Origin of the sequence: Aurantiacibacter marinus (assembly GCF_001021555.1) — a bacterium.
Classification (GTDB): domain Bacteria; phylum Pseudomonadota; class Alphaproteobacteria; order Sphingomonadales; family Sphingomonadaceae; genus Alteraurantiacibacter; species Alteraurantiacibacter marinus.
Genome location: NZ_LDCP01000001.1, coordinates 134,406 through 160,451, shown reverse-complemented (window position 1 = coordinate 160,451; position 26,046 = coordinate 134,406). Strand labels below are relative to the sequence as shown.

General features: G+C 60.8%; 26 protein-coding genes and 1 tRNA gene. 19 read left to right on the top strand and 8 right to left on the bottom strand.

Features of this window, described 5'->3' with window-relative positions; genetic code table 11:
- Positions 1 to 47 precede the first annotated feature (47 nt).
- Together hflC and hflK are read right to left on the bottom strand one after the other, a co-directional pair.
- Complete coding sequence (hflC, locus tag AB731_RS00760; RefSeq protein WP_047092830.1) at positions 48 to 908, bottom strand: protease modulator HflC; 861 nt, start codon at positions 906 to 908, stop codon at positions 48 to 50.
- Position 909: 1 nt separating this feature from the next.
- Positions 910 to 2,112, bottom strand: a complete 1,203-nt coding sequence (gene hflK, locus AB731_RS00755) for a protease modulator HflK (protein ID WP_231638795.1) — start codon at positions 2,110 to 2,112, stop codon at positions 910 to 912.
- A gap of 94 nt (positions 2,113 to 2,206) precedes the next feature.
- Here hflK and AB731_RS00750 point away from each other — a divergent pair, with 94 nt between their 5' ends.
- Genes AB731_RS00750 through AB731_RS00735 form a run of 4 tightly spaced genes read left to right on the top strand, consistent with a single transcriptional unit; the run spans position 2,207 to position 7,124 of the window.
- Positions 2,207 to 3,172, top strand: coding sequence for an Mrp/NBP35 family ATP-binding protein (locus tag AB731_RS00750; protein WP_047092832.1), 966 nt, complete (start codon positions 2,207 to 2,209; stop codon positions 3,170 to 3,172).
- A 10-nt stretch (positions 3,173 to 3,182) separates the two neighbouring features.
- A complete protein-coding gene (locus tag AB731_RS00745; protein ID WP_047092833.1) occupies positions 3,183 to 5,459 on the top strand; it encodes a molybdopterin cofactor-binding domain-containing protein in 2,277 nt (758 codons plus the stop codon).
- The gene (gene hemH / locus AB731_RS00740; protein ID WP_047092834.1) at positions 5,456 to 6,502 is read left to right on the top strand and encodes a ferrochelatase; all 1,047 of its coding nucleotides are present in this window, start codon (positions 5,456 to 5,458) and stop codon (positions 6,500 to 6,502) included. The genes AB731_RS00745 and hemH overlap by 4 nt, the downstream gene beginning before the upstream one ends.
- 19 nt (positions 6,503 to 6,521) lie before the next feature.
- On the top strand, positions 6,522 to 7,124 hold the full coding sequence (locus AB731_RS00735; protein ID WP_047092835.1) for a hypothetical protein: 603 nt from the start codon (positions 6,522 to 6,524) through the stop codon (positions 7,122 to 7,124).
- On the opposite strand, the gene AB731_RS13725 is transcribed toward AB731_RS00735, so the two are convergent.
- Positions 7,121 to 7,279 carry a DUF1674 domain-containing protein gene (locus AB731_RS13725; protein ID WP_064971801.1) on the bottom strand — a complete coding sequence of 53 codons (159 nt, stop codon included), beginning with the start codon at positions 7,277 to 7,279 and terminating at the stop codon, positions 7,121 to 7,123. The genes AB731_RS00735 and AB731_RS13725 overlap by 4 nt on opposite strands.
- 56 nt (positions 7,280 to 7,335) lie before the next feature.
- Between AB731_RS13725 and AB731_RS00730 the strand changes: the two genes are divergently transcribed.
- Positions 7,336 to 8,553 carry an RsmB/NOP family class I SAM-dependent RNA methyltransferase gene (locus tag AB731_RS00730; RefSeq protein WP_047092836.1) on the top strand — a complete coding sequence of 406 codons (1,218 nt, stop codon included), beginning with the start codon at positions 7,336 to 7,338 and terminating at the stop codon, positions 8,551 to 8,553.
- A 30-nt stretch (positions 8,554 to 8,583) separates the two neighbouring features.
- Here AB731_RS00730 and AB731_RS00725 read toward each other — a convergent pair whose 3' ends face one another.
- Positions 8,584 to 10,242: a glycoside hydrolase family 43 protein gene (locus AB731_RS00725; protein WP_047092837.1), complete on the bottom strand. Its 1,659-nt coding sequence runs from the start codon at positions 10,240 to 10,242 to the stop codon at positions 8,584 to 8,586.
- A 90-nt stretch (positions 10,243 to 10,332) separates the two neighbouring features.
- Complete coding sequence (gene msrA / locus AB731_RS00720) at positions 10,333 to 10,866, bottom strand: peptide-methionine (S)-S-oxide reductase MsrA (protein WP_047092838.1); 534 nt, start codon at positions 10,864 to 10,866, stop codon at positions 10,333 to 10,335.
- Positions 10,867 to 10,971: 105 nt separating this feature from the next.
- On the opposite strand from msrA, the gene AB731_RS00715 reads away from it, so the two are divergent.
- The 3 genes from AB731_RS00715 (at position 10,972) to aguB (ending at position 13,582) form a co-directional block, all read left to right on the top strand.
- Positions 10,972 to 11,781, top strand: a complete 810-nt coding sequence (locus AB731_RS00715; RefSeq protein WP_047092839.1) for a class I SAM-dependent methyltransferase — start codon at positions 10,972 to 10,974, stop codon at positions 11,779 to 11,781.
- Between the two features lie 127 nt (positions 11,782 to 11,908).
- Positions 11,909 to 12,697 carry an SIMPL domain-containing protein gene (locus AB731_RS00710; RefSeq protein WP_047092840.1) on the top strand — a complete coding sequence of 263 codons (789 nt, stop codon included), beginning with the start codon at positions 11,909 to 11,911 and terminating at the stop codon, positions 12,695 to 12,697.
- A gap of 21 nt (positions 12,698 to 12,718) precedes the next feature.
- On the top strand, positions 12,719 to 13,582 hold the full coding sequence (aguB, locus tag AB731_RS00705; protein ID WP_047092841.1) for an N-carbamoylputrescine amidase: 864 nt from the start codon (positions 12,719 to 12,721) through the stop codon (positions 13,580 to 13,582).
- Positions 13,583 to 13,599: 17 nt separating this feature from the next.
- On the opposite strand, the gene AB731_RS14260 is transcribed toward aguB, so the two are convergent.
- Positions 13,600 to 13,731 (bottom strand): hypothetical protein, encoded by a 132-nt coding sequence (locus AB731_RS14260; protein ID WP_269429492.1) that lies wholly within the window; start codon positions 13,729 to 13,731, stop codon positions 13,600 to 13,602.
- Between AB731_RS14260 and folK the strand changes: the two genes are divergently transcribed.
- Positions 13,681 to 14,124, top strand: coding sequence for a 2-amino-4-hydroxy-6-hydroxymethyldihydropteridine diphosphokinase (gene folK / locus AB731_RS00700; RefSeq protein ID WP_231638858.1), 444 nt, complete (start codon positions 13,681 to 13,683; stop codon positions 14,122 to 14,124). The two genes, AB731_RS14260 and folK, sit on opposite strands and share 51 nt — an antisense overlap.
- Here folK and AB731_RS00695 read toward each other — a convergent pair.
- A complete protein-coding gene (locus AB731_RS00695) occupies positions 14,121 to 14,744 on the bottom strand; it encodes a hypothetical protein (protein WP_047092843.1) in 624 nt (207 codons plus the stop codon). The two genes, folK and AB731_RS00695, sit on opposite strands and share 4 nt — an antisense overlap.
- Before the next feature lie 156 nt (positions 14,745 to 14,900).
- Between AB731_RS00695 and AB731_RS00690 the strand changes: the two genes are divergently transcribed.
- The 9 genes from AB731_RS00690 to AB731_RS00650 all read left to right on the top strand — a co-directional run bounded on the left by AB731_RS00690 (position 14,901) and on the right by AB731_RS00650 (position 24,267).
- A tRNA-Lys gene (locus AB731_RS00690) sits at positions 14,901 to 14,976 on the top strand.
- A 103-nt stretch (positions 14,977 to 15,079) separates the two neighbouring features.
- The gene (locus AB731_RS00685; RefSeq protein WP_047092844.1) at positions 15,080 to 16,612 is read left to right on the top strand and encodes an acyl-CoA carboxylase subunit beta; all 1,533 of its coding nucleotides are present in this window, start codon (positions 15,080 to 15,082) and stop codon (positions 16,610 to 16,612) included.
- Positions 16,612 to 17,112, top strand: coding sequence for a hypothetical protein (locus AB731_RS00680; protein WP_047092845.1), 501 nt, complete (start codon positions 16,612 to 16,614; stop codon positions 17,110 to 17,112). The genes AB731_RS00685 and AB731_RS00680 overlap by 1 nt, the downstream gene beginning before the upstream one ends.
- Entirely contained in the window at positions 17,109 to 17,558 is a 450-nt protein-coding gene (mce, locus tag AB731_RS00675; RefSeq protein WP_047092846.1) for a methylmalonyl-CoA epimerase, read from the top strand. Before AB731_RS00680 ends, mce begins: the two co-directional genes overlap by 4 nt.
- 25 nt (positions 17,559 to 17,583) lie before the next feature.
- Positions 17,584 to 19,824, top strand: a complete 2,241-nt coding sequence (gene scpA, locus AB731_RS00670) for a methylmalonyl-CoA mutase (RefSeq protein ID WP_047092847.1) — start codon at positions 17,584 to 17,586, stop codon at positions 19,822 to 19,824.
- A complete protein-coding gene (locus AB731_RS00665) occupies positions 19,821 to 20,048 on the top strand; it encodes a hypothetical protein (protein ID WP_156172341.1) in 228 nt (75 codons plus the stop codon). Before scpA ends, AB731_RS00665 begins: the two co-directional genes overlap by 4 nt.
- Before the next feature lie 42 nt (positions 20,049 to 20,090).
- A complete protein-coding gene (locus AB731_RS00660) occupies positions 20,091 to 21,377 on the top strand; it encodes an O-acetylhomoserine aminocarboxypropyltransferase (RefSeq protein ID WP_047092849.1) in 1,287 nt (428 codons plus the stop codon).
- Positions 21,378 to 21,397: 20 nt separating this feature from the next.
- Positions 21,398 to 22,231 (top strand): alpha/beta hydrolase, encoded by an 834-nt coding sequence (locus tag AB731_RS00655; RefSeq protein ID WP_231638794.1) that lies wholly within the window; start codon positions 21,398 to 21,400, stop codon positions 22,229 to 22,231.
- Entirely contained in the window at positions 22,231 to 24,267 is a 2,037-nt protein-coding gene (locus AB731_RS00650; RefSeq protein WP_047092851.1) for an acetyl-CoA carboxylase biotin carboxylase subunit, read from the top strand. Before AB731_RS00655 ends, AB731_RS00650 begins: the two co-directional genes overlap by 1 nt.
- Before the next feature lie 25 nt (positions 24,268 to 24,292).
- On the opposite strand, the gene AB731_RS00645 is transcribed toward AB731_RS00650, so the two are convergent.
- On the bottom strand, positions 24,293 to 25,075 hold the full coding sequence (locus AB731_RS00645; protein WP_047093195.1) for an enoyl-CoA hydratase-related protein: 783 nt from the start codon (positions 25,073 to 25,075) through the stop codon (positions 24,293 to 24,295).
- Positions 25,076 to 25,234: 159 nt separating this feature from the next.
- Between AB731_RS00645 and AB731_RS00640 the strand changes: the two genes are divergently transcribed.
- Positions 25,235 to 26,014 carry an enoyl-CoA hydratase-related protein gene (locus AB731_RS00640; RefSeq protein ID WP_047092852.1) on the top strand — a complete coding sequence of 260 codons (780 nt, stop codon included), beginning with the start codon at positions 25,235 to 25,237 and terminating at the stop codon, positions 26,012 to 26,014.
- Positions 26,015 to 26,046 lie beyond the last annotated feature (32 nt).

Genomic DNA, 26,046 nt, shown 5'->3' with positions numbered 1-26,046 from the left:
GCGCAAGGCGGCTGAACCATGCTTTAACGACAGCTGTAGTCGGAGACCTATCGGCCGCCGCGGAACTGCCGCAGATATTCATTATCGCCGTCCATCACGATGGAGCTTTGACCGGCATCTTCGCCTTCGCGAGCAGGGCCAAAGGTTGTGCGATAGCTCTGCATGGCGCGGAAGAAATCGTAGAACTGCGGGTCCTGGTTATAAGCCTCGGCATAAATCTGCGCAGCTTCGGCTTCTGCTTCTGCACGAATGATCTGCGCATCGCGCCGCCCGCCCGCACGGATCGTCTCGGCCTCTTCCTGCCGTTCCGAAACCATTCGGGTGAAGGCCGCATTCAGCGGAGTACCTTCGGGAAGATCGGCCCGTTTGATCCGCACATCAAGGATCTGCGCACCATATTGCCGCGCCTGCGTGTCGAGCGAATCGCGAATGTTGGTCATCGCATTGCCGCGTTCGGCGGTCAGAAGGCTGGCGAAGGTCCGCCGGCCAAGCTCCTGACGCAGCACCGAAGTGAGAATCTGTGCCAGCTGTGTCTGCAGCCGTTCTTCGCTGCCCACGCGTTCGACGAACAGGACCGGATTATAAATGCGGTAACGTGCATAAGCGTTCACTTCGAGACGCTGCTGGTCATTCGACAGTACCGTTTCATTCTCCATATCAAGATCGAGAATGCGGCGGTCGACCATCTGGATGCGTTCGATTACCGGAATGCGATACGTAAGGCCGGCACCTGTCTGACCGAAAGTCTGCGAAGGATCGAAACGGTTGATGACCGAAACCGGTTCACCCGTCCGGATCTTCACTGCCTGATGTGTTTCAGGGACAATCACTATCGTGCTGAGCGCGGCAATGATTGCCACCAGCACGGCAATCACCGTCAATTTATGGTTTTGCCAGATCTGTTCCATTTTACTGGCCTTCCTGCGGTGTCACGGTGATTGCAGACCTGCTGTTCTGCGCGCGTCGCTGAACTTCGGGAAGCGGCAGATAAGGGGTTACACCATCGGCTTCGATAATTGTCTTGTCGGTCCCGCGCAGCACGGTTTCCATGGTTTCATAATACAGGCGTCGCCGTGTCACCTCTGGTGCGAGACGGTATTGCCCGTAGATTTCGTTGAACTCCGCTGCCGAACCCTGCGCCTGGGCGAGCATTTGTTGTTCGTACCGACGTGCATCGTTCATCAGCTGCTCGGCGTTCTGACGTGCGGCAAGCACATCGTTGAACGCTTCGATCACCTGCTGTGGCGCTTCTGTCCGGGCAATTTCGACACCCTGCACGGCGATACCGGCATCATAGGCATCAAGGATTGACTGCATGCGCTGGCGTACGCGGCTTTCCACCTGAGCACGGCCGGAACCGGACAGGACCGTGTCCAGATTGGTTTCGGCAATGGATTCGCGCATCGCTGATTCAGCAACTTCCTGCACGGTTTCGATGGGATCACCCAGTTCGAACTGATATTGCACCAGATCCTTGATGTTCCACCGCACCAGATAGCTGAGATCGACGAGGTTCTGGTCACCGGTCAGGATGAGGTTTTCACCGCCCGCACCGATTTCTTCCAGTCTGATTTCGCTCACATCCAGAACGTTGACAGTCTGGAACGGGAAGGGAGCGGTAAATTCGGTACCGGGATTGAGAGTACGGGAATATTGCCCGCCCATCCACGTTACCACGCCTTGTTCGCGCGGCTGGATAAAGTGCACCGATGTGGTGGCAACCCACACGGCAACAATTGCGATCATCGCAATCGGGAACCAGCTGCCGCCGCCAGGACGCTCCGGCATGCGGAAGTTCGGGCCGCCGCCGCCGCTGCCACCGCGGCGCGGGCCTTCGGGTCCGCGATTGCGGAAGATGTCTTCTATATTGGCCGAACGGCGCGGGCGCTCACCATTCTTGGCGCCATTGTCACCGCTCCCGCCTCCGGGCAGCCACGGGTTCCGGGGGCCATCGCTGCCGGATGGAGACGTATCGTCACCATCGGAGCCATCGCCGCCGCCTCCGTCATTGCCGCCACCGCGACCACCGTCGCCAGTGGGTTTTCCCCACGGGTTGCGCTTGCCAGCCATAGCCAGCCCAAATCTCTCGATAAATCCGCCCAATCGTTCCATGCACTCTTCTATAGGTAGCCGTTTGACAAAAAACAGGGGTTTCGCAGCGCAAAATTGCTGACCGCGCGTTGCAGAGCCGCTAGCACGCGGGTCTATGACCTCTGATACAGCCATTCGGGCAGCTATTCCTGCCGAGCTTTCCGCAACCGTTCGTTCCGTCACTTTGCGCGAAGGCGTGGCAACGATCGTGGCCGATGCCAGCGGGCTTGGCCGGTCAGCGGCAGCGCAGTTGCAACGTGAGCTGTCAGAGGCCGCCTCTCTGGTTGAAGGCGTGTCCGAAGTGCGCGTGGCGCTGATGGCGGACAAGGCTCCGCGGCGGATCATTGCCGTGGGATCGGGCAAGGGCGGTGTCGGCAAATCGACGCTGACGGCCAATCTGGCCGTAGCGCTTGCCAAAATGGGGATGAAGGTCGGCGTGGTCGATGCCGATATTTACGGGCCATCGCAGGCGACCTTGCTGAATGGCAAGGGCAGCAAGCTGCGCGCCGAAGGTCAGACGCTGATCCCGCATGACAGCGATTTCGGCGTGAAGTTCGTGTCGATGGGGCAGCTGGTAGAACCGGGCAAGGCCATTGCATGGCGCGGACCGATGGTTGGCAGCGCGCTGGGCCAGTTGATGGAAGCGGACTGGGGCGAGACCGAACTACTGCTGGTCGATATGCCGCCGGGCACGGGCGATGTGCAATTGACGATGATGCAGAAGTTCAAGCCTGCGGGCGCAGTGGTGATTTCTACACCGCAGGATCTCGCTTTGATTGACGCTACCCGCGCAATTGATCTGTTCCAACAGGCCAAGATCCCGATTGTCGGAATTGTCGAGAATATGGCGGGATACCTCTGCCCCCATTGCGGAGAGGCAAGCGAGCCGTTCGGCCATGGCGGGGCCGAAAGTGCGGCGAAGGATATCGACGTGCCGTTTTTGGGCCGGGTTCCGCTCGCGATGGAAATCCGCACGGCAAGCGATGGCGGACAGCCGCCTGCCGCGGGCACCAGCGAAGTGGGCGCACCTTTCACGCAGATTGCTGCGCGCTTGAAAGATTGGCTGGAACACGCCGGATGAGGGCGCGCCGATGAATATCTCTCGGCGCGGCGTGCTGGTCGGTGCAGCGGTAGGCGGCGGACTGCTCGTGGCGTGGAGCCTGTTGCCGCGCAATTTCGACAATCCGCTGGACCCGGGACCGGGCGAAATCGCCTTCGACGCCTGGTTGAAGATCGCAGATGACGGCGTGGTCACCGTGGCCGTGCCGCAGCTCGAAATGGGGCAAGGCGTGACCACCGTTCTGCCGCAGATCGTGGCGATGGAACTGGGCGCCGATTGGCGGCAGATTGCGGTCGAGCCTGCACCCGTCAACGGTGCCTACGCCAATATTCCGCTGGCGGCGCGCTGGGCCCCTTTATGGAGGCCGCTGATCCCCGCGCTGGCAGACGAGCCCGGTGATCTGCTGCTGGAACGCTGGGCGCAGGACAATCGCTTTACCGTGACTGCAGAAGGCACACAGCTCGCTGCGTATGAGGCCGCCTGCCGCGATGCCGGTGCCTCTGCGCGCGCCGTATTGGCTATGGCGGCGGCGGAACGCTGGGGCGTCGATTGGGAACAGTGCACGGCAGAAAACGGGTTCATTTATAACGATGAAAACCGTGCCAGCTTTGCCGAACTTGCGCTGGATGCGGCGCGCTTTGATCCTCCGGACCTGCCGGCCTTACGTCCCGAAGCGCCAGCCGAAAATTTGCTGGTTATCGGCGAAGAAGAGGCCGGCGAACGATTGCTCGACTGGCCCAGGCTCGACCTGCCCAGCAAGGTCGACGGAAGCTACATCTTCGCCGCCGACGTGCGCCTGCCCGATATGGTTCACGCCGCCATTCGCCATGGCCCGATGGACGAGTCCACTCTGCTGGATTTCGATGCCAGCCTGGCTTCCGGACAGCAGGGGCTGATCAAACTGGTGCGCGGGAAGCGCTGGTTGGCGGCACTGGCCGACAATTGGTGGGCGGCCGAAGAAGCTCTGCGGCGTATTGCCCCACGCTTTGCTGTCAGCCGGAGCGTGGAAAGCGAAGAAATTGTTGCCGCGCTGGATGATGCTGTGCGGCGCGGCACGCCTGCCTTCACCGAGACGCGCGGAACGGGTGGCACTGATTATACGCCGGACTTCGCGCTGCGATATGATGTCGCCCCGGCGCTGCACGCTCCGCTCGAAACCACGACCGCTACTGCGCGGCTCAGCGATGGGGTGCTGGAGATGTGGCTGCCGACACAGGCCCCTGAAGCGGCGCGTGAAGCGGCAGCCAGGGCGCTGGGAATTTCGTCCGGTAATGTCGTGCTTTATCCGGTAGCGGCGGGCGGAAGTTTTGACCGGCGGCTGGACAATCAGGTGGCCATCGAAGTCGCGTTGCTTGCGCGCGAGGCAGGCCGTCCGGTGCAACTGACATGGTCGCGCTGGCAGGAACATCTCGCCAGCTATCCGCGTCCGCCGATTGCTGCTTTGATGGGTGCAGAACTGATGCAGGAAGGCTCTATCAAGTGCCTGCGTGCACGTATTGCAGCGCCTTCTACCATGCCTGAATTCGGACGCCGGCTGTTCGCCAATTCGACCAGCTGGGCCGCGATCGACGCGGTCGCGGGCGACGCGGACCCGATGGCGGTGGAAGGAATGATGCAGAGTTACGGCATCCCGGACATGTTCGTGGAACATATCCCCGTAACGCTCGATCTGCCGACCGCCCGCATGCGCGGCGGCGCGCATAGTTACACCTGTTTTTTCCGTGAAAGCTTCGTCGACGAAATCGCGGTGCGGCATGAACGCGAACCCCTGAGCTACCGCATTGCCATGCTCGGGCAGGATGCGCCGATGGTGGATGTGCTGCAACGCGCCGCGCGGCTGGCGGAATGGGATGGCGGTATCAGCGGCAGCGGGCAGGGACTGGCATGTCACCGGATGGACGCGGGCGGGGCGACAGGCCGCATCGCTGTCATCGCGCAAGCCAGCGCGGGCGAAGGCGGCGTGCGTGTGCGGCGGATATTTGCAGCTGTAAACATTGGCCGCATCGTGAACCGCGACATCGCCTTGCAGCAGATCGAAGGCGGATTGGTTTTCGGCCTCGGCCTGGCTTTGGGCAGCGCCACGGAATATGCCGAAGGCCTGCCCACGCATCAACGCCTTGCCGCGCTGGGCCTGCCTACCTTGGCCGACTGCCCAGAAATTACCGTGGAGCTTGTCCAGAGCGCAGACGAACCCTTCGATCCGGGTGAAATCGGGGTCCCGCCAGTGGCCCCGGCAGTCGCCAATGCGTTTTTTAGTGCAACAGGCCTTCGCCTTCGCCGCCTGCCGCTGCTATCGGCCTCGCCATGACAGACCCCACTTCAGGCGCCTTTTCAGGGCAGGAACAGCATCTTCCGGCCGATCACCCCCCTGTGAAGACCGGACGAATCGGCGTGTTGCTGGTGAATCTCGGCACGCCTGAGGCGCCCGAGACAGGCCCCGTGCGGCGCTATCTGGCAGAATTTCTGTCCGATAAACGCGTGATCGAGATCCCGTCTGTTATCTGGCAACCTATCCTGCGCGGCATTATCCTGACCACACGGCCCAAGAAAAGCGCCGCTGCCTATAAGGAAGTGTGGACAGAAAAAGGCTCCCCGCTGGCTTTCATAACCTGCGATCAGGCGGAAAGGTTGCAACCGCGCTTTGGCGACAGCGTGATGGTCGAATGGGCCATGCGATATGGCGAACCGTCCATCGGCCCAAAACTGGACGCGATGAAAGCCGCCGGGTGCGAACGCATTCTGCTGGCGCCAATGTATCCACAATATTGCGCGGCGACCTCTGCCACGGTGGTGGACAAGGTGGGCGACTGGCTGCGTGAACAGCGCTGGCAGCCGGCGATGCGGACCATGCCGCCATATCATGATGATCCGTTGTATATTGCAGCACTGGCGAAGGATATCGGCGCGCAGCTGGATGCGCTGGATTTCACGCCCGAAGTGCTGCTGCTCAGCTTCCACGGGATGCCGCTGCGCACGCTCGGGCTGGGTGATCCCTATCACTGCCACTGCCAGAAGACCGCGCGTCTGTTGACGGCCGAACTGGCGCGGCCCGACATTCGCATCCAGGCGACCTTCCAAAGCCGCTTTGGCCCCGCCAAATGGCTGGAGCCCGCCACCGACGATACGATTATCGCAGAGGCCGAGAAAGGCACGAAGCGCATGGCCATCGTTGCGCCGGGCTTTTCCGCCGATTGTCTGGAAACGCTGGAAGAACTGGCGATGCAGGGCCGCGAAGAATTTGTCGAAGGCGGCGGCGAACAATTTGCAGTGCTGGAATGCCTCAACGCCCGCGAGACGAGCATGGACATGATCGAGGCGATCGTGCGGCGGGAACTCGCCGGCTGGATGTAACGGGAGGTTCGCTACGCCGATGCAGGAATATCTCATTCTTTTTGCGATCGTATTCGGCGTAAACCTGCTGCCCGCGTTTGGCCCGCCGACTTGGGCGATCATCGTATTTTATGGCCTCACCAGCGATCTGCCTTTACCGGGTCTGGTGGTGACAGCGGCGCTGGCTTCGTCCTCAGGACGTTATATTCTCGCCCATGGATTTCGCCTGCTCGCCAGCAGGGTTTCAGAGAAGACCCAGAAAAGCCTCGCTGCGGCCCGCGCTGCTTTCGAACGCCGTCCCCATCACAGTTGGCTCGCACTGGTGTTCTTTGCTGTCTCGCCCTTACCCTCGGCCCAGCAATTCGCCGCCGTCGGCCTTGCGGGCGTGCGTATTTTTCCGTTCACCCTCGCATTTTTCGCCGGGAGGCTGGTGTCCTACAGCTTTTATGCCGGAACCGCGCAACTGGCCGACCAATACACTGATATCGGTGATATCTTCCGCGCCTCGCTCACCAGTCCGTGGGGCATTGCCCTGCAAATTTTCCTGCTGGGGGGCCTGGCCGTGATGCTGAAAGTCGACTGGACCAAGATTTTCGGACCCGCGCCGGAGCATACCGACCCGGATAGCCATGGGTCGGACTAGAAATCGATTGCGATGCCCTTGTGCACCCAGTCACCGTAGCGGGTGGGGCTGAGTTTTTCGTTCACTTCGCCTTTTTCCGGCGTGGGGACCGGATCATTGGTCCAGTGGGCGGGCTTCTCGAAGCCTTCAGGCCGCTTGGTTGCGCGTTTTGTCATGTGTGTAACATGGGGCGGCTGGCGCTCGGGCGCAACTGGCCTTAAGGGCCAGGCGTATGGAAACGATCCCCGGAAGTGGTGCGCGCAAGGCTGCGCTCAAGATGCTCGATGCCGTGCTGCGGCGCGGTGAAACGCTGGAACAGGCGGGCGGTGCTGCCAATGGCCTGCCCAGCTTCGCCGACCGTGCACTGGCCCGCGCCATATCGGGCGAAGTGCTGCGCTGGCTGGTCGATCTCGATGCGCTGATCGATGGCGTTACTGCCAAGGAATTGCCTGACGATGCCAAGCCGCGCATGGTGCTGCGTATGATGCTTGCCCAATGGCTGCGGCTGGAAACACCGCCGCATGCAATTGTGGCGACTGCCTTGCCACTGCTTGCTGGTGGTCCGAAGCGGCTGGCGCACGGCGTTTTTGCAACCCTGACGCGGGCCGAGGCCAAGCTGCCCGATGTGCCAACGCTGCCGCCCGAAGTGGCGGAGCGTTGGGGCGAGCGGGCGGAGGCGATTGCGGGAGGTCTTGCGCAGCCGCCATCGCTCGACCTGACACTGCGGTCGGAAGATGCGGGCGAGGGCCTTGAGGGGCCAAGCCTTGCGCCGCTGCATCGCCGCTTGCCGCGCGGGACGCGGGTCGAAGACCTGCCCGGTTACGATGATGGCGCGTGGTGGGTGCAGGATCTGGCCGCTTCGCTTCCCGTTCGATTGCTGGGTGCAGGCGAAGGACGCAAAGTGCTGGACCTGTGCGCCGCGCCGGGTGGCAAGACATTGCAACTCGCCGCTGCCGGTTGGAATGTGACCGCGCTCGACAATTCATCGCGCCGGTTGGAGCGCCTGCGTCAGAATCTCACACGCACTGGCCTTTCTGCTGATATCGTGGAAGCCGATGCCATGGGGTGGGAGCCGGACGAATTGTTCGATGCCATCCTGCTCGACGCGCCTTGCACCGCCACGGGCACGTGCCGCCGCAATCCGGACGTGATCCACCGTATCGGTCCGCGCCAGATTGAAGCGATGGCAGTGCTGCAAACGCAGTTGCTGGAGCGCGCCGTGAACTGGCTCGCGCCCGGCGGAAGGCTAGTTTACGCAGTCTGTTCGCTGGAACACGAAGAGGGCGAAGATATCGCAGCCAAATGCGAATTGACGCCCGATCCGATTGTAGCGGAAGAATTGCCCGCAGGACTTCGGCCAACGCCCGAAGGTTGGCTTCGCACACATCCCGGACTGCTTGCCGAACACGGCGGGATGGACGGGTTCTTCCTGGCGCGGTTCAAGGGTTGATCCAGCTGGCCGGACTGGAACCGCCGCTGCTCAGTCGCCGCCGACCGCATAGGGGCCTACCACCAGCCCGGTGAACAAACCGGCGTAGACCGACGCGAGCGGTTCGACGTGGATTGCGTCTCCGACCTGCTGCCAAACGCCGCCTGTCTCCAGCTGTGCATGGACTGTGCCCTGTTCGAAACGCAGGCGCAGGCCTACCGGGCCGGCCGAAGGGACCATGCGGCTGGCGACAACGACGCCCTCCTCTGGCTCATCCTCACCAGCGCGGCGACGGACGGTCACCAAACGCTCTCCTTCGTCAAGTTCGACCCCGACCGACAGGAAGTGGCTTTCGTCCACAAAAGCGAGAAGTCCGGCCTGCTGGCCCTGATCGGTGGGCGCGAAATCCACCTGTGTTTCAAACTGCGCTTCATGGTGGCGCATCCTGCGGCCGACGAATGCCGGTTTGCCAAGGGAGCCCGGGCCATCCGAACCTGGCACGAGTTGCAGGGTGCCATCCAGCAAAGCGGCACGTTGTACGGCTGCCGGCGTGCGGATACCGATCCATTCCAATCCCAGCGCATCAGCATCGAATTCGTCGCGCCACGCGGACCAGTCGGTGCCGGCAGATGCTGGCAGGTCCGGTGCCCCTATGACCGGCGGAACAGCTTCGCCGGGACGAAGGAAATAGGGCCAGCCATCCTCCCATCTGACAGGCAACAGGAAAGTTTCGCGTCCCAGCAAGGTCGATTGGCCAGCGAACGGCCGCGTCGCCAGAAATACGCCCCACCAGCTGCCATCGGCGAGCTGCACGAAATCGGCATGACCGGTCGCTTCCACCCGGTCTGGCCTTTCAGGGGAAAGGCCGCGCTGAGTCAGGATCGGATTGAGCGGTCCAGCTTCGTATGGCCCTTCCAATGCACGCGAGCGGTAGATCGTTTGCGAATGCTGGTCTGCTGTACCGCCTTCGGCAGCCAGCAGATAATACCAGCCATCGACGCGGTAGATGTGTGGGCCTTCTGCCCAGACCGGCTGGTCCGCCAGATCAAGGCCGCCGTTCACAAGCAGCGTGCGGCGCGGCATCATCTGCATCGTCACCAGATCAAGCTCTTGCAGCCAAAGTGCACGGTGGCCCTCGTACAGGGGATCACCGGGCGGAGCATCGTTATAGACAATCCACGCGCGGTCATCTTCGAAGTACAGCGAGGGATCGATGCCGCCAAAGTCGAGCCACTTGGGATTACTCCACGGGCCTGCCGGATCATCAGCGGTGATCACGAAATTGTTGCCGCACTCGATGCAGGTGTTGGCAATCCAGAAGCGGCTTCCATCATGTGCAATGGCAGGGGCGAACAGGCCGCGATTGGTCCCAAGGCCCGCAAAATCGACCTGGCCTGGTCGGTCGATTGCGTTGCCCACTTGCCGCCAGTTCACCAGATCACGGGAATGGAATACCGGCAGCCCCGGAAACCACGCGAAAGTCGAGGTGACAACGTAGAAATCATCGCCCACTTGCACGATGGATGGATCAGGATGAAACCCCGGCAGTACCGGGTTTCGGAATTGCCGGGGTTCCAGGGCTTCCGCTTTATTCAAGGCATGATAATCGACATAGTCGAAACGCGCCGTCGGGGCAGGATCGGCCAGTGCAGGCCCAGCGTTTGCCGCAGCCAGAAATGCACCTGTTAATATCAGTCCGTAACGCCGCATCTGCCTATCTCCCCGAACAATTCCAACCGGAATGATAGCGCTACCATAAGAGGTTCGATTGACAAGACCCGATTGGAAACTGGCCGCGGATCAGCCCTGTTTCACCTTGCCAGCAAAGCTCTTGCGCAGCTTCATCAGCTTGGGCGGGATCACCGCCATGCAATATGGATTGCGCTGGCCTTCGCCTTCCCAGTATTCCTGGTGGTAGCCTTCCGCCGGATACCATGTGGCGGGGCCTTCGATGGTGGTCACAGCGGTTCCGTCATGGCTGTCATTCCAGCGGGCAATCGCTGCTTCGGCCTCGGTGCGCTGCTCGTCTGACAGCGGGAAGATGGCGCTGCGATACTGCGTGCCGACATCGCCGCCCTGACGGTTCAGCTGGGTCGGATCATGCGTGCCAAGAAACATGTCGAAGATTTCGGGCATGCTCACCTGTGCCGGATCGAATGTGACCTTTACGCCTTCGGCATGGCCTGTAGTGCCGGTGCACACCTGCTTGTATGTCGGGTCCGCCACATCGCCGCCGATATATCCGCTTTCGACGCTTTCGACGCCGATCACATCCTTGAACACCGCTTCTGTGCACCAGAAGCAGCCGCCGGCAACAATTACTGTTTCACTCATAACCCTATTCTCCTTTGCAGGTGAGATGGGGACCAAGGCACGTCTTGTCATCCCGCCAATGGTCTGTAGTGGTTTGCGCCAACATCTTACACTGGGAGAACTCCGATGCGTATTACCCCCCTTCTTGCCGCCGCAGCATTTGTGCTGGCTGCGCCTGCCGCCGCTCATGAACATGAGCATCATCATTCCATCGAAGACATTCTGGCAATGGAATCGCGCGCCGATGATGCTGCCCGCGATCAATATCGCCATCCCGCCGAAACGCTGGCTTTCTTCCAGGTAGAACCAACGATGCGCGTGGCCGAGTATGGCCCCGGCGGCGGTTGGTATACCCGTGTGCTGCTGCCCTATGTCGCTCCGCAAGGCGCATATATGGCGTTGCAGCGTGACACTGGCGCTCGTGAAGAGGGCGCAGCCACTTGGGCCGAACAGTTCATGGCCGCAGCGACCGAAAACGGCATGGCTGCGATGGGCAATGTCAGCGCATTCGAAAGCGATGAAATTCCCGCCGACGTGGCAGGCACGGTGGACCGCGTATTGGTGTTTCGCTCCATCCACGGCCTGATGAACGGCAATGCCGCCGATGCAGAGCTGCGCGCCATTCGCACGCTGCTGGCCGATGATGGCATGGTCGGCGTGGTCCAGCACCGCGCCCCCGAAGATGCCAGCTACGAAGCCGCACGCGGCTCTCGCGGCTACATGCGCCAGTCGGACGTGATCCGTCTGTTCGAACTGCACGGTTTCGAACTTGTCGAAACGTCTGAAGTCAATGCCAACCCGAGCGACACGGCAGACTGGGAAGGCGGCGTGTGGACCCTGCCGCCAACACTGCGGTACGGCGACCAGGACCGCGCCCGCTATGAAGCCATTGGCGAAACCGACCGCATGACTTTGCTGTTCCGCAAGCGGGACTGACATCGGCATATCTGGCGCTGCCCCGATCTGGGCAGCGCAGATAAGCGCTGTCAGGTTGATATACATCAATTGACATAGTGTAACCTCGATGCTCCTAATGTGATATTATTACATTAGGAGCATCGCTATGAATTATCGTAACTTTTCACTTGCCCTGTGCGCGCTGTCATTAACGGCCTGCGGAGATACGGTTTACGATCCGCGCGGCGTCGAGAAGAGCGAGACGCTGCTTTCGGTCAGCGCAACCGGGCAGGCTGACATGCGCCCCGACGAGGCGCGTTTTCAGGCAGGTGTGCAGAATTGGGCGCGCAATGCCGCCGATGCCTCTGCCGAAACGCAGCAGGATATCGACGCAATTGTCGCTGCTTTACGCGAACTGGGCGTGGCTGAAGAAGATATCCAGACCAGCGCAGTCAATGTCCAGCGCATCGATTGGGGCGACCGGCGGGGCCAATTCCAGGCGTTCAACACGCTGACTGTAAGGGTGCGCGATATCGAAAAGGCGGGCGCTGCGGTAACTGCGGTAACCGGCGTGGGCGCAAATATCGTGTCCGGCCCGGAACTGCGCCTTTCCGATCCGGAAGCTGCCGCCAACACCGCCTATTCCAACGCCTATGCCGCAGCACTAGCCCGCGCAGAAGCCTACGCCCAGGCAGCGGGAATGGAAGTCAGCCGTGTGCTGTACATTCGCGATGCAGGCGGATCGCAAGGTGGCCGCTACTTCTCCGGCGCGCAAGCCACGGCGGTGGACGCAGCCAGCTATAGCCGCACTCCGCCGCCGCCAGTGGCACCGCCGCCGCCTGTCAATCTTGCTATTGCGCCGGAAGAGCAAGCAGGAGTGTCCGCCACCATCATGCCCGGACAAACGACCAGTGCGGTCACTGTGCAGGTCGATTTCGCACTTGTGGAGCAATAGGCTCCCCAGTAATTGCCAGGCATGACAAAACTGAAAACCGCCGCGCTGCAGCTTGCCTTAGGCTCGGATGACGAGGCGGAAAACATCGCGGCGGTCTCCTCTTTGATAGAGGAAGCCGCCGGCAAAGGCGCGCAGGTCATCCTGCCGCCGGAATTGTTTTCAGGCCCGTATTTCTGCCGCGAGGAGAAGGACGAATTTTTCGCTCTGGCATGTCCGACGGCGGAGCATCCCTCCGTTATCGCCATGCAGGCGCTCGCGGCGAAACTGGGCGTGGCGATCCCGACCAGCTTCTTTGAACGGGACGGGCATCACTATTACAACACGCTCGCAATGATCGGCCCCGATGGGGACATCATGGGCACTTATCGCAAAAGCCACATCCCTGACGGGCCGGGATATGAAGAGAAGTTCTATTTCCGCCCCGGCAATGACGGGTTCAAGGTGTGGGATGTTTTTGGCGCGCGCATTGGTATCGGCATCTGCTGGGACCAGTGGTATCCCGAAACCGCGCGCGTGCTAGCGCTAAAGGGCGCTCAGGTCCTGTTCTATCCCACGGCCATCGGTAGCGAGCCGAAGGATGCGGAGATGGATACCAGCCGCATGTGGCGCCGCGCCATGATCGGTCATGCGGTCAGCAATTGCATGCCGGTGGTTGCCGCCAACCGCATCGGCCATGAAGGCGGCGCGGGTGATGGCACCAGCTTCTACGGCCACAGCTTCATCGCCGACGAGTGGGGCGATATACTGGCCGAATACGGCGCGGCGGAAACCGGCGTTCTGGTGGCAGAGCTGGACCTTGATGCCGCCCGCCAGCACCGTGCCAGCTGGGGCTTCTTCCGCGACCGCCGACCGCAGCTTTATGGCCGCATTGCGGAGGACATCTGATCGCCCTGCCGCGCTCATCAGCCAGGCAGACGGGATACGGCACCGCGCGTGACGATCACACCTATCTGATCGCAATCGGCAGCAATCAGCGCCATCCGCTGTTTGGCAGACCGCGCGACATAGTAGCGCTGGCGATGGAACTGCTGCACGAAACCCTTGGCGAGGTTACCGCCTGCTCCGCCATTACGGCCAGCGCACCTGTTGGCCCGTCGCAGCGGCAATATGCCAATGCTGCGCTGCTCCTCCAAAGCAGGCTTAATCCGCGCAGCCTGCTGAATGTCCTGCAGGATACAGAGGCAATGCTCGGGCGCGTGCGCCGGGGGCAGCGATGGCAGGCCCGTACGCTGGATCTTGATATCGTGCTGTGGAGCGGCGGGATTTTTGCCGCACCAGAGCTGATCATCCCGCACCCGCTGTACCGGGAACGCAGTTTCGTGCTTGGTCCCGCAGCGCAAATCGCGCCGCTCTGGAGAGATCCGCTTACCGGACTGACGATCCGCCAAACCGCGGCCCGCCTCTCTAGATGGAAGCGCAAAGCCTAATCAACGATGTAGGTCGTCCCGCTCACCACAATTGCCTGCCCGATTTCAACTGTCTGCCGCTGCAAGCCAAATTGCAGGGCGACAATGGCATCGTTCCTAAAGCCGCGATCGGCCTGGGCGGTGACTTCGTAAAAACCCCATTCTGGACCGATCGAGACGAGTTCTTCGCCAAAGCCGGGATACGGCTCCCGGTTTTGCTGGAAGCGCACCTGTACCCTGCCCTGGCCGTCTGCAGACGCGCTTGAGATCGTCCGCGCGAAAAAGCCTATCGTCAATTGATCTCCGGAAACGACAGGTGCCAGCAGGGGAATATTCAGCCCGCCGGAATATACTTCGCCCGGCTGTGCAATCATGACTCGCAAGGCCGCACCGCCACCGGGATAGGCCTCGTCCACGATAAATTCACGGGTCAGATGAGTGCCGTATGTGTCCCAGACAAGATCGGTGGGATCATTCATCAGCCCGCCCGGCAGCATCTGATCGATGGCGTGAAGATGGGTAGGCAGGCCCGCGGTATTACGCTGTTCGGCAGCGGCTGCATCCTGCGCGGCGGCGGGTGCTGCGCTCGCCAGAAACAGCGCGGTGATCAGGGCGGGGGTGCTAATTTGAACAGGTATCATCGACTCTCTCGGTTGTTGTTTTGGTAGCGCAACCGTATCGCGAATAAGGCCCGCTGCAAGTCCTGAAAATCGTCGTCATCGACTCAGACACGCAAACCAAGCTTGACCGCCACCCGCCCGATGCCTAGGTGACGCGCCGCAGAGAGATTATCTCTCGGGCCCTTAGCTCAGTCGGTAGAGCAACTGACTTTTAATCAGTAGGTCGCTGGTTCGAACCCAGCAGGGCTCACCACCTTTTGTGGCAGAATTTTTACCGACACCGGTTGCCACTCATCCACCCGAATTGACTGTAAACGCGTCCCGTGCAACGGCCTCTTCATAAAAGAGGAGCGCCAATGTCTGCCAATATTGCCGAAATGGAACGCCGCCGCGACGCTGCCCTGATGGGCGGCGGGCAGAAGCGTATCGATGCCCAGCATGCCAAGGGCAAGCTGACCGCGCGCGAACGGCTTGATGTGCTGCTGGATGAAGGCAGCTTTGAAGAGCTTGATACTTACGTCGAGCATGACTGCATCGATTTCGGGATGCAGGACCAGAAAATTCCGGGCGACGGCGTTGTCACCGGCAGCGGTACGATCAACGGGCGGTTGGTCTATGTCTTCAGCCAGGATTTCACCGTCTTCGGCGGCTCCCTTTCCAAACGTCATGCGGAGAAAATCTGCAAGGTGATGGACATGGCGATGAAGGTCGGTGCGCCGGTTATCGGCCTCAACGACAGCGGCGGCGCGCGTATTCAGGAAGGCGTGGCCAGTCTTGGCGGATATGCCGACGTGTTCCAGAAAAACGTGCTGGCATCGGGCGTGATCCCGCAACTCAGCCTGATCATGGGACCATGCGCGGGCGGTGCGGTGTATTCACCCGCGATGACCGATTTCATCTTCATGGTGAAAGACAGCAGCTACATGTTCGTGACCGGCCCCGAAGTGGTGAAGACGGTCACCAATGAAGAAGTCACGCAGGAAGAACTCGGCGGGGCAGTGGTGCATACCACGAAGACCAGCGTGGCCGATCTCGCGCTGGAAAACGACATCGAAACGCTGATCGCGGCGCGTGATCTGATGGGCTTCCTGCCCGCCAGCAACCAGTCCGAACTGCCCGTGCTGCCCACCGACGATCCGTGGGACCGGCAGGAGGACAGCCTCGACATGCTGATCCCCGCCAATGCGAACATGCCGTATGACATGCATGAACTGATCGCGAAGGTGGTGGACGAGGGGACGTTCTTTGAAATTCAGCCCGCCCACGGCGCGAACATCATCACCGGCTTTGGCCGCATCGAAGGGAGCCCGGTGGGCTTCGTCGCCAATCAGCCGATGGTGCTGGCGGGCGTGCTGGATATCAACGCCAGCCGCAAGGCTGCGCGTTTCGTACGGTTCTGCGATGCCTTCTCCATTCCGATTGTGACGTTTGTGGATGTGCCCGGCTTCCTCCCCGGCACGGCGCAGGAGCATAACGGCATTATCAAGCACGGCGCGAAACTGCTGTTTGCTTATGGTGAGGCGACCGTGCCCAAGATCACCGTCATCACCCGCAAGGCGTACGGCGGCGCGTATGATGTGATGGCGAGTAAGCACCTTCGCGGTGATCTCAACTACGCATGGCCCACGGCAGAAATCGCGGTGATGGGCGCGAAGGGCGCGGTGGAGATTATCTTTCGGGGCGAACGCGGCGATGCGGAGAAGATCGCCGAGAAAACGAAGGAATATGAAGACCGCTTCGCCAATCCGTTTGTGGCGGCTTCACGCGGTTATATCGATGAAGTGATCCACCCGCATTCAACGCGGCGGCGGATTGCTCTGGGGCTGCGGAAGCTGCGGAACAAGAACCTCGAGAACCCGTGGAAGAAACATGATAATATGCCGTTGTGATGGAAGCCATTGTACCAGTCTTGGTGGGAGGCCTGCTAACCCTTGCGGGAGCTCTGGTAGCACCATTCTTCCAGAGGAAGCATGAGAAATGGCGAGCCGAAAGAGAGGATTCACAACTCATTCGCGAGAAAGCCGCTGAATTGTTTGATGAATTGGACCGAATGGTTGCCGAATCTCACTCTGCAAACATAGCGGTGTTCCGGAACCTCGCCGAAAAGAATGTCCCTCCATCACCCTTGCCAGATCTCGGAAGGATCAGAATGCTTGTGGGAATATATTTTCCTGAAGCTATGCCAACAGTCGAAGGTTACGAAGAACGATGTGCAGTAGTGTCTAGTTCTGTAACCAAGGATCTAGATGGCGCATTGAAATCTTCGGATGGTGGCGATCGTATAAAAGCACTTACCGCCGTGATGGTTAGCTCTCAAAATGAAGAAACTCGCAAATTTGTGCGGAACTTGCGAGCGGAAGTAGCTCAAAACATACCGAGGCTAAAATGAAACTAGGACGTCTCAACCACATCGGTATCGCCACTCCCTCCATCGCGGAATCCGTCGCACATTTTCGCGGTACGATGGGCGCGACCAAAATCCACGAACCGTTCGATCTCGAAGCTCAGGGCGTGAAAGTCTGCTTCGTCGACACGCCCACGGACAGCGGAATGAACGGCACGCAAATCGAGCTGATCGAGCCTTTGTCCGATAGTTCTCCCATCGCCGGTTTCCTCGCCAAGAACCCATTGGGTGGGCAGCATCACATTTGTTTCGAAGTCGAGGACATCGAGGATGCGCGAAAGTGGTTCGAGGAGCAGGGCAAGCGTATCCTCGGCCCCACCCGCATTGGCGCGCACGGCACGCCGATCTTCTTCCTCCACCCCAAGGACATGATGGGCCAGCTGACCGAAATCATGGAAACGCCGAAGGAAGGGGCGCATTGGTCGAATTGACCCGCGCCGCGCACTGGAACCCAATATGACCAAATCGACCAAAGCCGACTGGCAGGACCGCGCAGCCCAAGAAGTGAAGGGCCGTGACCTGACGTGGCACACGCCCGAAGGCATCGCCGTGCAGCCGCTCTATACGGCAGAAGACGCGCCGACCGATCCTGGATTGCCCGGCTTTGAACCCTTCACGCGCGGTCCCTACGCCAGCATGTACACGGGCCGCCCGTGGACGATCCGGCAATATGCGGGCTTCTCCACCGCCGAGGAATCGAACGCCTTTTACCGCCGCAATCTGGCGGCGGGCCAGAAGGGCCTGAGCGTCGCCTTCGATCTCGCCACCCATCGCGGTTATGACAGCGATCACCCGCGCGTTGTCGGCGATGTCGGCAAGGCGGGCGTGGCGATTGATACCGTGCGCGACATGGAAATCCTGTTTGACCAGATCCCGCTCGATACAATGAGCGTGTCCATGACGATGAACGGCGCGGTGCTGCCGGTGCTGGCGTTCTATATCGTGGCGGCAGAGCGTGCGGCCGTTTCGCAGGACAAGCTCAGCGGCACGATCCAGAACGACATTCTGAAAGAATTCATGGTCCGCAACACCTACATCTATCCGCCTGCGCCCAGCATGCGGATCGTGTCGGATATTATCGCCTACACCTCTGCCAATATGCCAAAATTCAACAGCATTTCGATCAGCGGCTATCACATGCATGAAGCCGGGGCGACGGCAGTGCAGGAACTGGCCTTCACCATCGCGGACGGCAAGGAATATGCGACCCGCGCCATAGAAGCGGGGCTGGATATAGATGCCTTCGCTCCGCGCCTCAGCTTCTTCTGGGGCATCGGCATGAACTTTTTCATGGAAATCGCCAAGATGCGCGCTGCGCGCACTTTGTGGCACGATGTCATGACGGAGCTTGGCGCGCAGAACCCGAAATCCAAAATGCTGCGCACACATTGCCAGACTTCGGGTGTGAGCCTGCAGGAGCAGGACCCCTATAACAACGTCATCCGGACCACGCTGGAGGCGCTGTCTGCCGTGCTTGGCGGCACGCAATCGCTCCACACCAATGCGCTGGATGAAGCCATCGCTTTGCCGACCGATTTCTCCGCCCGCATCGCCCGCAACACGCAGCTGATCCTGCAAGAGGAAAGCGGCGTGTGCAACGTTGCCGATCCGCTGGGCGGCAGCTATTATATCGAGGCGCTGACCGCCGAGATTACGCAAAAAGCGCGCGAGCTGATTGCCGAGGTGGACGAAGCGGGCGGGATGACCGTCTATGTCGCCAGCGGCAAGCCCAAGGCCGCCATCGAAAGCGCCGCCGCCGCAAAACAGGCAAGCGTTGACAAGGGCGAAACCGTGATCGTGGGTGTGAACAAATATCGCCGCGAGACCGAAGACGAAATCGACACGCTCGACATCGACAATCACGCCGTGCGCCAGTCGCAGGTAAAGCGCCTCGAACGCGTCCGTCGGGAACGGGACGAGGAAGCGGTAAAGGTCGCTCTGGCTGCACTGACCCGTGGTTCGCGTACCGATCCGGCGGATGCCAGGGCAGAGGCCGAGAAGGGCCGCGACGAAAACGGAGTGCCACTGCCACCCTCGCAGATCGCACGGCTGGAAGGGCTGAGCGAGACCAATCTGCTGGCGCTTGCCGTAGAGGCCGCCCGCGCCGATGCGACGCTGGGTGAAATCTCGTCCGCGATGGAAGCCGCCTTTGGCCGCTACGAAACCGTGCCGACCCCGGTGAAGGGTGTTTACGCCGCTGCATACGAGGGCGACGCGCGTTTTGCGCAGGTGGTTGCCGGAGTGGAAGCCGTGGCCCGCAGGCTGGAGCATAAGCCGCGCATTCTGGTCGCGAAAATGGGCCAGGACGGGCATGATCGCGGCGCGAATGTGATCGCAAGTGCCTTTGCCGACATGGGTTTTGAAGTGCTGTCCGGCCCGTTGTTCCAGACGCCCGAAGAAACCGCGAAAATGGCAATAGAGCAAGATGTGGATGCAGTAGGCGCCAGCTCTCTGGCAGCAGGCCACAAGACGCTGATCCCTGAAATGATCCAGCACCTGCGCGATGCAGGCCGCGCCGATATCAAGGTGGTGGCAGGCGGCGTCATCCCGCCGCAGGACTATGATTTCCTGAAGAAAGCCGGCGTGCAGGGCATCTACGGCCCCGGCACCAATGTGGTCGAAGCCGTGGCCGATGTGCTGCGCCTGCTCGGCCACAATATGCCGCCTGCCGGTGAAGAGATGGAGGCGGCTGAGTGACAACCCGCCACAAACTCCGCATGGCGTTCATTACTATTGTGCTGCTGCCCACATCCTGCCTTGCGGGAAAGTCCGCGTCGGATCAGCTCGATCTGCGCACCGAGGCAGGCCGCGTTTTTGCTAGCCCGAGCTGGTATGAGAATGTTCTGTGGCTCCTTGCCCTCGTGCTGATGCTGGTCTGGGCATGGGCGATGAATCGGCTATGGAATTCCGCAGACAAATAACGCCCGCAGCGCCCGCATATTCGCACAACAAGGTTTGACCCAATGACTCACAAAATCGAAACGCTCACCATTCACGCTGGCCAGCAGCCTGACCCCGCCACAAATGCGCGGATCACGCCGATCTATCAGACGGCAAGCTACGTCTTCAACGATGCAGAGCATGCTGCGAACCTGTTTGCGCTGAAGGAATTCGGCAACATCTACTCGCGCATCATGAACCCGACGAACGATGCGCTGGAGCAGAAGATCGCCGCGCTGGAAGGCGGGGTGGGCGCGCTGGCGGTGGCATCGGGCCATGCAGCGCAATTGCTGGCGTTCTTCACGCTGATGGAGCCGGGCTGCAATATCGTCGCGGCGAAGAAGCTGTATGGCGGATCGCTCAACCAGATGGGCGAAAGCTTCCGCAAGTTTGGCTGGGAAACGCGCTTTGTCGATGCCGATGATCCGGAAAATATCCGCGCGGCGATGGATGACAAGACGCGCTGCGTGTTTATTGAAAGCCTTGCCAATCCGGGCGGCGTGGTCAGCGACATTCAGGCCATTGCCGATGTTGCCCACGCAGGCGGCGTGCCGCTGATCGTGGACAATACCATGGCCAGCCCCGCGCTGTGCCGTCCGTTTGAACACGGCGCGGATATTGTGACGCATTCGACCACCAAATTCCTCAATGGTCACGGTAATGCCGTTGGCGGGGTGATCGTGGATTCGGGAAAATTCGACTGGAAGGCACAAGGATCAAAATTCCCCAGCCTTACCGAGCCGAACGGTTCGTATCACGGCGCGGTGCTGGTCGATGCTTTGGAGCCGATTGGCCCCATCGCCTTCATCATCGCTTGCCGCGTGTTGGGCCTGCGCGATCTTGGCCCGGCGATGGCGCCGCAAAACGCTTTCCTTGCGCTGACGGGCATGGAAACGCTGGCGCTGCGAATGGAGCGGCATTGCGACAATGCGCTTAGCGTCGCCAAATGGCTGGAGAGTCACGAGAAGATCGCGTGGGTTTCCTACGCTGGACTGCCCGATAATGCGTACAAGCCGCTGGCCGACAAATACCTTGGCGGGAAGGGCGGTGCCGTGTTCACCTTCGGGCTGGAAGGCGGATATGAGGCGGGCGTGAAGCTGGTGCAATCGGTGGAGCTGTTCAGCCACCTTGCCAATATCGGCGATACGCGCAGCCTTATCATCCATCCCGCGTCCACCACCCACAGCCAGCTTTCGGAAGATGAGCTGGTGGCAGCCGGTGCAGGGCCGGATGTGGTGCGTATTTCAGTGGGCATTGAGCACGTGGACGATATCATCGCCGACCTGGAACAGGCGCTGGCGGGGATTTGATGTTCAGGAACATCCTTCTAATGATAGCCGCCCTCGCTCTCGCCGTCCCGGCGGCGGCTCAGGATGCTGGCACCCCGATCACGATCGGGCGGTCACATCTCGTCAGCTATGGCGGTGAAGAAACAGCACGCGCGATCAACGTCTATTTACCGCAAGGTTATGGCGAGGGTGAGGAAAGCTATCCCGTTCTCTACCTGATCGACGGCGGGATGGATCAGGACTTCCTGCACGTCAGTGGTACATCGGCGCTCAATGCGCTTTGGGGCCGCTCGCAGCCTGCCATTGTGGTCGGGATCACCACGCGGGACAGGCGCGCGGAACTGATCGGCACGCCGGGCACTGCGGAGGAGCGCGAGGCCTTTCCGACGGCAGGCAATGCCGCCAGCTTCCGCGCCTTTGTCCGGGACGAGGTCAAGCCGCTGATCGAGGCGAATTACCGGACCAATGGCATGAATGCGGTCATCGGGGAATCGCTTGCCGGACTGTTTATCGTCGAGACGTGGCTCACCGAGCCGGAGCTGTTTGACGGATACGGCGCGATCAATCCCAGCCTGTGGTGGGACGGTCAGGCGCTGGCGCGTTCGGCCACCGCTGCGCTTGCCGATGGCAATGCGCGGGGGAGGCTACTGGTCAGCTATTCCAACGAAGGGCCAGACACGCAGGAGCCGATAGAAATGGTCGCTGCCGCCGCTGGCGAGGGCGCATGCCTTCTCGCCACGCCTGACCTGACCCACGCTACCGCCTATCACACCCTGACACCGACAGTGCTGCAGTACCTGCTGCCGACCGGCTATGACTTCGAACCCGAATGGGGCTTCACCGTCCCGTGTGCTCAACAAGGGGCCGCCGAATAATGTTCAAAAAAATCCTCATCGCCAATCGCGGCGAAATCGCGTGCCGGGTTATCAAGACGGCGCGGCGTATGGGCATTGCCACGGTTGCGGTCTATTCTGATGCTGATGCGCGCGCGCCTTTTGTGCAGATGGCGGATGAGGCGGTGCATATCGGGCCAGCGCCTGCCAGCGAATCCTATCTGCTGCCTGAAAAGATCATCGCCGCCTGCAAGCAGACCGGCGCAGAGGCGGTGCATCCCGGCTATGGCTTTCTATCCGAGCGGGCCAGTTTTGTGGAGGCGCTTGCCAAGGAAGGGATCGAATTTATCGGCCCGCCTGCGGGTGCCATCGCGGCGATGGGCGACAAGATTGAATCCAAGAAGCTCGCCAAGGCAGCAGGCGTCAACACCGTCCCCGGATCAGAAGATGCTATCGACACAACCGAGGAAGCGCTGACCGTCTCGAACGACATCGGCTATCCGGTGATGATGAAGGCCAGCGCGGGCGGCGGCGGCAAGGGCATGCGGCTTGCGTGGAACGATCAGGACGTGAAGGACGGGTTCGAGGCAACCAAGCGCGAAGGGCTTAATTCTTTTGGCGACGACCGCGTTTTTATCGAGAAATTCATCCTCGATCCGCGCCATATCGAAATTCAGGTGCTGGGCGATAAGCACGGCAATGTGCTGTATCTGAATGAGCGCGAATGCAGCATCCAGCGCCGCCACCAGAAGGTGGTGGAAGAAGCGCCTTCGCCCTTCGTCACGCCGGAAATGCGCCGCAAGATGGGCGAGCAGGCCGTCGCGTTGTCGCAGGCCGTGGGATACCATTCGGCTGGCACGGTAGAGCTGATTGTCAGCGGGGCGGACCCGACGGGCGAGAGCTTCTTCTTCCTCGAAATGAACACCCGTCTGCAGGTGGAGCATCCCGTTACCGAAGCCATCACCGGCATTGATCTGGTCGAACAGATGATCCGTGTTGCGGCGGGTGAAAAACTGGAAATGACGCAGGACGATATCGGCATTGACGGCTGGTCCATGGAAACGCGCATCTACGCCGAAGATCCTTATCGCGGATTCTTGCCCTCAACCGGGCGGCTGGTGCGATATTCCACTCCGGTGGAAAGCTGGGACGGCGACTTGCGCGGTATAGGCGGCGTTCGCGTCGATTCAGGGGTGCAGGAAGGCGGCGAGGTTTCGATCTTTTACGACCCGATGATCGCCAAGCTGGTAACATGGGGCGAAACCCGCGACGAAGCTGCCGATTTGCAGGTGCAGGCGCTGGACCGCGTGGTGCTGGAAGGGCTCGGCCACAATGTCGATTTCCTCTCGGCATTGATGCAGCATCCGCGCTTCCGCAGCGGCGACATCACGACCGGCTTTATCGCGGAGGAATATCCCGAGGGCTTCGAAGGCGCGCCTGCCAGCGAGCGCACTATGTCAGTGTTGGCAGCGGTTGCAGGCATCATCGCGACTGCTGATGCCGACCGCGCGCGCCGCGTTACGGACCAGCTCGACGGACCGCTCCCCCCGCCGGGAGACTGGACCGTGCGCATCGGTGACATCGATCACGAGGTTGTTCTGGGGGAGGACGGCATCATGGTTGATGGCGAGCAAGTGACGCTCGAGTTCAACTACACGCCGGGGGATCGGATGGTGGATGTCGCGCTGTTTGCAAACGGTGCGGGAGAAGATGACGCTCCGCTCGGCACCTATGGCATCAGGCTAAACAGGCGGTTGCTCGGCTATCACATGACCACGCGCGGGGCGCAGCATGATGTTCGCGTGCTGGAAGCGCGGCTGGCCACCCATGCCGGTCACATGATCGAAAAGGTGCCGCCTGATACCTCCAAGCTGCTGCTGTGCCCGATGCCCGGCCTGCTGGTGAAACTGCACGTCGAAGCAGGCGCTGCGGTGGAAGCCGGGCAGCCGCTTGCGACAGTTGAGGCCATGAAGATGGAGAACATCCTGCGCGCCGAAAAGGCTGGCACGGTCGCCGTCATCAACGCCGCCGAAGGCGAAACGCTGGTGGTGGACGCGGTTATTCTCGAGCTGGAATAGCTTCGCCTACTTGCCCCCGGAATCCCTACTCGCCCTTGAAGCTGGGCAGGCGTTTCTGGATGAAGGCCATCACGCCTTCGCGGAAATCATGCGTCTTGCCTGCGATCGTCTGATGGCCGCGTTCTGCCGCGAGTGAATTCTCCAGATCGCCTTCGAGAGTAGCGCGCACCTGCTTGCGGATCATGCCCAGCGCCTTGGTCGGCATGGCGGCGAGCTTTGCGGCCACCTTCGCCGTTTCTGCCTCAAGCGCCTCGTCATCAACGACGCGCGCGATCAGCCCCTGCGCCGCCGCATCTTCGGCGCTCATTTCCTCGGCCAGCAGCATCATTTCGAGCGCTTTCGCCCGGCCAACCGATTGCGCAAGCATCCACGTGGTGCCAGCATCCGGCACAAGGCCAATCCGCGCAAAAGCGCAAAGCAACTGTGCCGAGCGCGCAGCAATCACGATATCGCCAGACAGGGCAAATCCAAGGCCCGCGCCCGCCGCAATGCCATTCAAAGAAGTGACAATCGGAATATCGCTATCTGCCATCGCCCGCGCTGCAGGGTCGTAATACTTTTCAATCACTGCGCCCAGATCGCCATCGCCCGCAAAAGACGGGTCCAGCCGCGCACCGGTGCAGAATGCGCGGCCTGTTCCGGTGATCACGATACAGCGCGCGCCATCCTCATGCGCCTGCGCAATCGCGGCGACCAGACCGGTGAGCATTGCTGGTGCGAGAGAGTTCAGCTTGTCCGGCGCATTCAGCGTGATGCGTGCGATATTGTCCACCACGCTATATTGCAGTTCATCGGTCCCGGTCGTCATGCTCAATTCTCCTCGTTTGGCGATGCGATAGGCGTTTGAGCCGCAATTGGCGATGGTCTTTGCGGCCACTGTGCTCACCACTGTGCTCACCACTGTGCTTGCACCAAGGGCCGCAACATGATTGTAGCTGCGAAAACATTCATCCGAGCGGAGAGTAACATGGCGTTTGAGACAATCACCAGCGAAACGAAGGGCGCAGTCACGCTCATCACACTGAACCGGCCCGACGCCCTGAACGCACTGAACACCACCGTGCTGAACGAACTGCAGCAGGCTTTCGCTGCTTTCGAAGCAGACGATAGCCAACACTGCGCAGTCGTCACCGGATCAGGCGAAAAGGCCTTTGCAGCAGGCGCCGACATCAAGGAAATGGTCGACAAGCAGGCGGCGGATTTCTTCCTCGAAGATTTCTTCTCCGGCTGGAACGAGATGACAGCGAAAACCCGCAAGCCATGGATCGCGGCGGTGAACGGCTTTGCGCTGGGCGGCGGGTGTGAACTTGCCATGATGGCTGATTTCATCATCGCTTCGGAAAACGCGAAATTCGGCCAGCCCGAAATCAAGCTGGGCGTTGCACCGGGCATGGGCGGCAGCCAGCGCCTGACCCGCGCCGTGGGCAAGTCCAAGGCGATGGATTTGTGCCTCACAGGCCGCATGATGGACGCCGCCGAAGCAGAGCGTGCAGGTCTTGTCGCGCGCATCGTGCCGCATGATCAGCTGATGGACGAAGCCATGAGCGCAGCCGAGGCCATTGCCTCCATGCCGCCCATGGCCGCGATGGTGAACAAGGAACTGGTCGACGCCGCATTCGAAACAACGCTGGCACAAGGCCTGACGCACGAACGCCGCCTGTTCCAGATCCTGACGGCTACGCAGGACAAGTCCGAAGGCATGTCAGCTTTCGTAGAAAAGCGCGCAGCGAACTGGAAAGGCCGCTAAGGCGGAACCGCCAGCGCACGCGCGGCATTGAT

Coding starts and splice junctions, on each gene's coding strand:
- hflC (WP_047092830.1), bottom strand. CDS start 908: ATGGAACAGATCTGGCAAAACCATAAATTGACGGTGATTGCCGTGCTG.
- hflK (WP_231638795.1), bottom strand. CDS start 2,112: ATGGAACGATTGGGCGGATTTATCGAGAGATTTGGGCTGGCTATGGCT.
- AB731_RS00750 (WP_047092832.1), top strand. CDS start 2,207: ATGACCTCTGATACAGCCATTCGGGCAGCTATTCCTGCCGAGCTTTCC.
- AB731_RS00745 (WP_047092833.1), top strand. CDS start 3,183: ATGAATATCTCTCGGCGCGGCGTGCTGGTCGGTGCAGCGGTAGGCGGC.
- hemH (WP_047092834.1), top strand. CDS start 5,456: ATGACAGACCCCACTTCAGGCGCCTTTTCAGGGCAGGAACAGCATCTT.
- AB731_RS00735 (WP_047092835.1), top strand. CDS start 6,522: ATGCAGGAATATCTCATTCTTTTTGCGATCGTATTCGGCGTAAACCTG.
- AB731_RS13725 (WP_064971801.1), bottom strand. CDS start 7,279: ATGACAAAACGCGCAACCAAGCGGCCTGAAGGCTTCGAGAAGCCCGCC.
- AB731_RS00730 (WP_047092836.1), top strand. CDS start 7,336: ATGGAAACGATCCCCGGAAGTGGTGCGCGCAAGGCTGCGCTCAAGATG.
- AB731_RS00725 (WP_047092837.1), bottom strand. CDS start 10,242: ATGCGGCGTTACGGACTGATATTAACAGGTGCATTTCTGGCTGCGGCA.
- msrA (WP_047092838.1), bottom strand. CDS start 10,866: ATGAGTGAAACAGTAATTGTTGCCGGCGGCTGCTTCTGGTGCACAGAA.
- AB731_RS00715 (WP_047092839.1), top strand. CDS start 10,972: ATGCGTATTACCCCCCTTCTTGCCGCCGCAGCATTTGTGCTGGCTGCG.
- AB731_RS00710 (WP_047092840.1), top strand. CDS start 11,909: ATGAATTATCGTAACTTTTCACTTGCCCTGTGCGCGCTGTCATTAACG.
- aguB (WP_047092841.1), top strand. CDS start 12,719: ATGACAAAACTGAAAACCGCCGCGCTGCAGCTTGCCTTAGGCTCGGAT.
- AB731_RS00695 (WP_047092843.1), bottom strand. CDS start 14,744: ATGATACCTGTTCAAATTAGCACCCCCGCCCTGATCACCGCGCTGTTT.
- AB731_RS00685 (WP_047092844.1), top strand. CDS start 15,080: ATGTCTGCCAATATTGCCGAAATGGAACGCCGCCGCGACGCTGCCCTG.
- AB731_RS00680 (WP_047092845.1), top strand. CDS start 16,612: ATGGAAGCCATTGTACCAGTCTTGGTGGGAGGCCTGCTAACCCTTGCG.
- mce (WP_047092846.1), top strand. CDS start 17,109: ATGAAACTAGGACGTCTCAACCACATCGGTATCGCCACTCCCTCCATC.
- scpA (WP_047092847.1), top strand. CDS start 17,584: ATGACCAAATCGACCAAAGCCGACTGGCAGGACCGCGCAGCCCAAGAA.
- AB731_RS00660 (WP_047092849.1), top strand. CDS start 20,091: ATGACTCACAAAATCGAAACGCTCACCATTCACGCTGGCCAGCAGCCT.
- AB731_RS00655 (WP_231638794.1), top strand. CDS start 21,398: ATGATAGCCGCCCTCGCTCTCGCCGTCCCGGCGGCGGCTCAGGATGCT.
- AB731_RS00650 (WP_047092851.1), top strand. CDS start 22,231: ATGTTCAAAAAAATCCTCATCGCCAATCGCGGCGAAATCGCGTGCCGG.
- AB731_RS00645 (WP_047093195.1), bottom strand. CDS start 25,075: ATGACGACCGGGACCGATGAACTGCAATATAGCGTGGTGGACAATATC.
- AB731_RS00640 (WP_047092852.1), top strand. CDS start 25,235: ATGGCGTTTGAGACAATCACCAGCGAAACGAAGGGCGCAGTCACGCTC.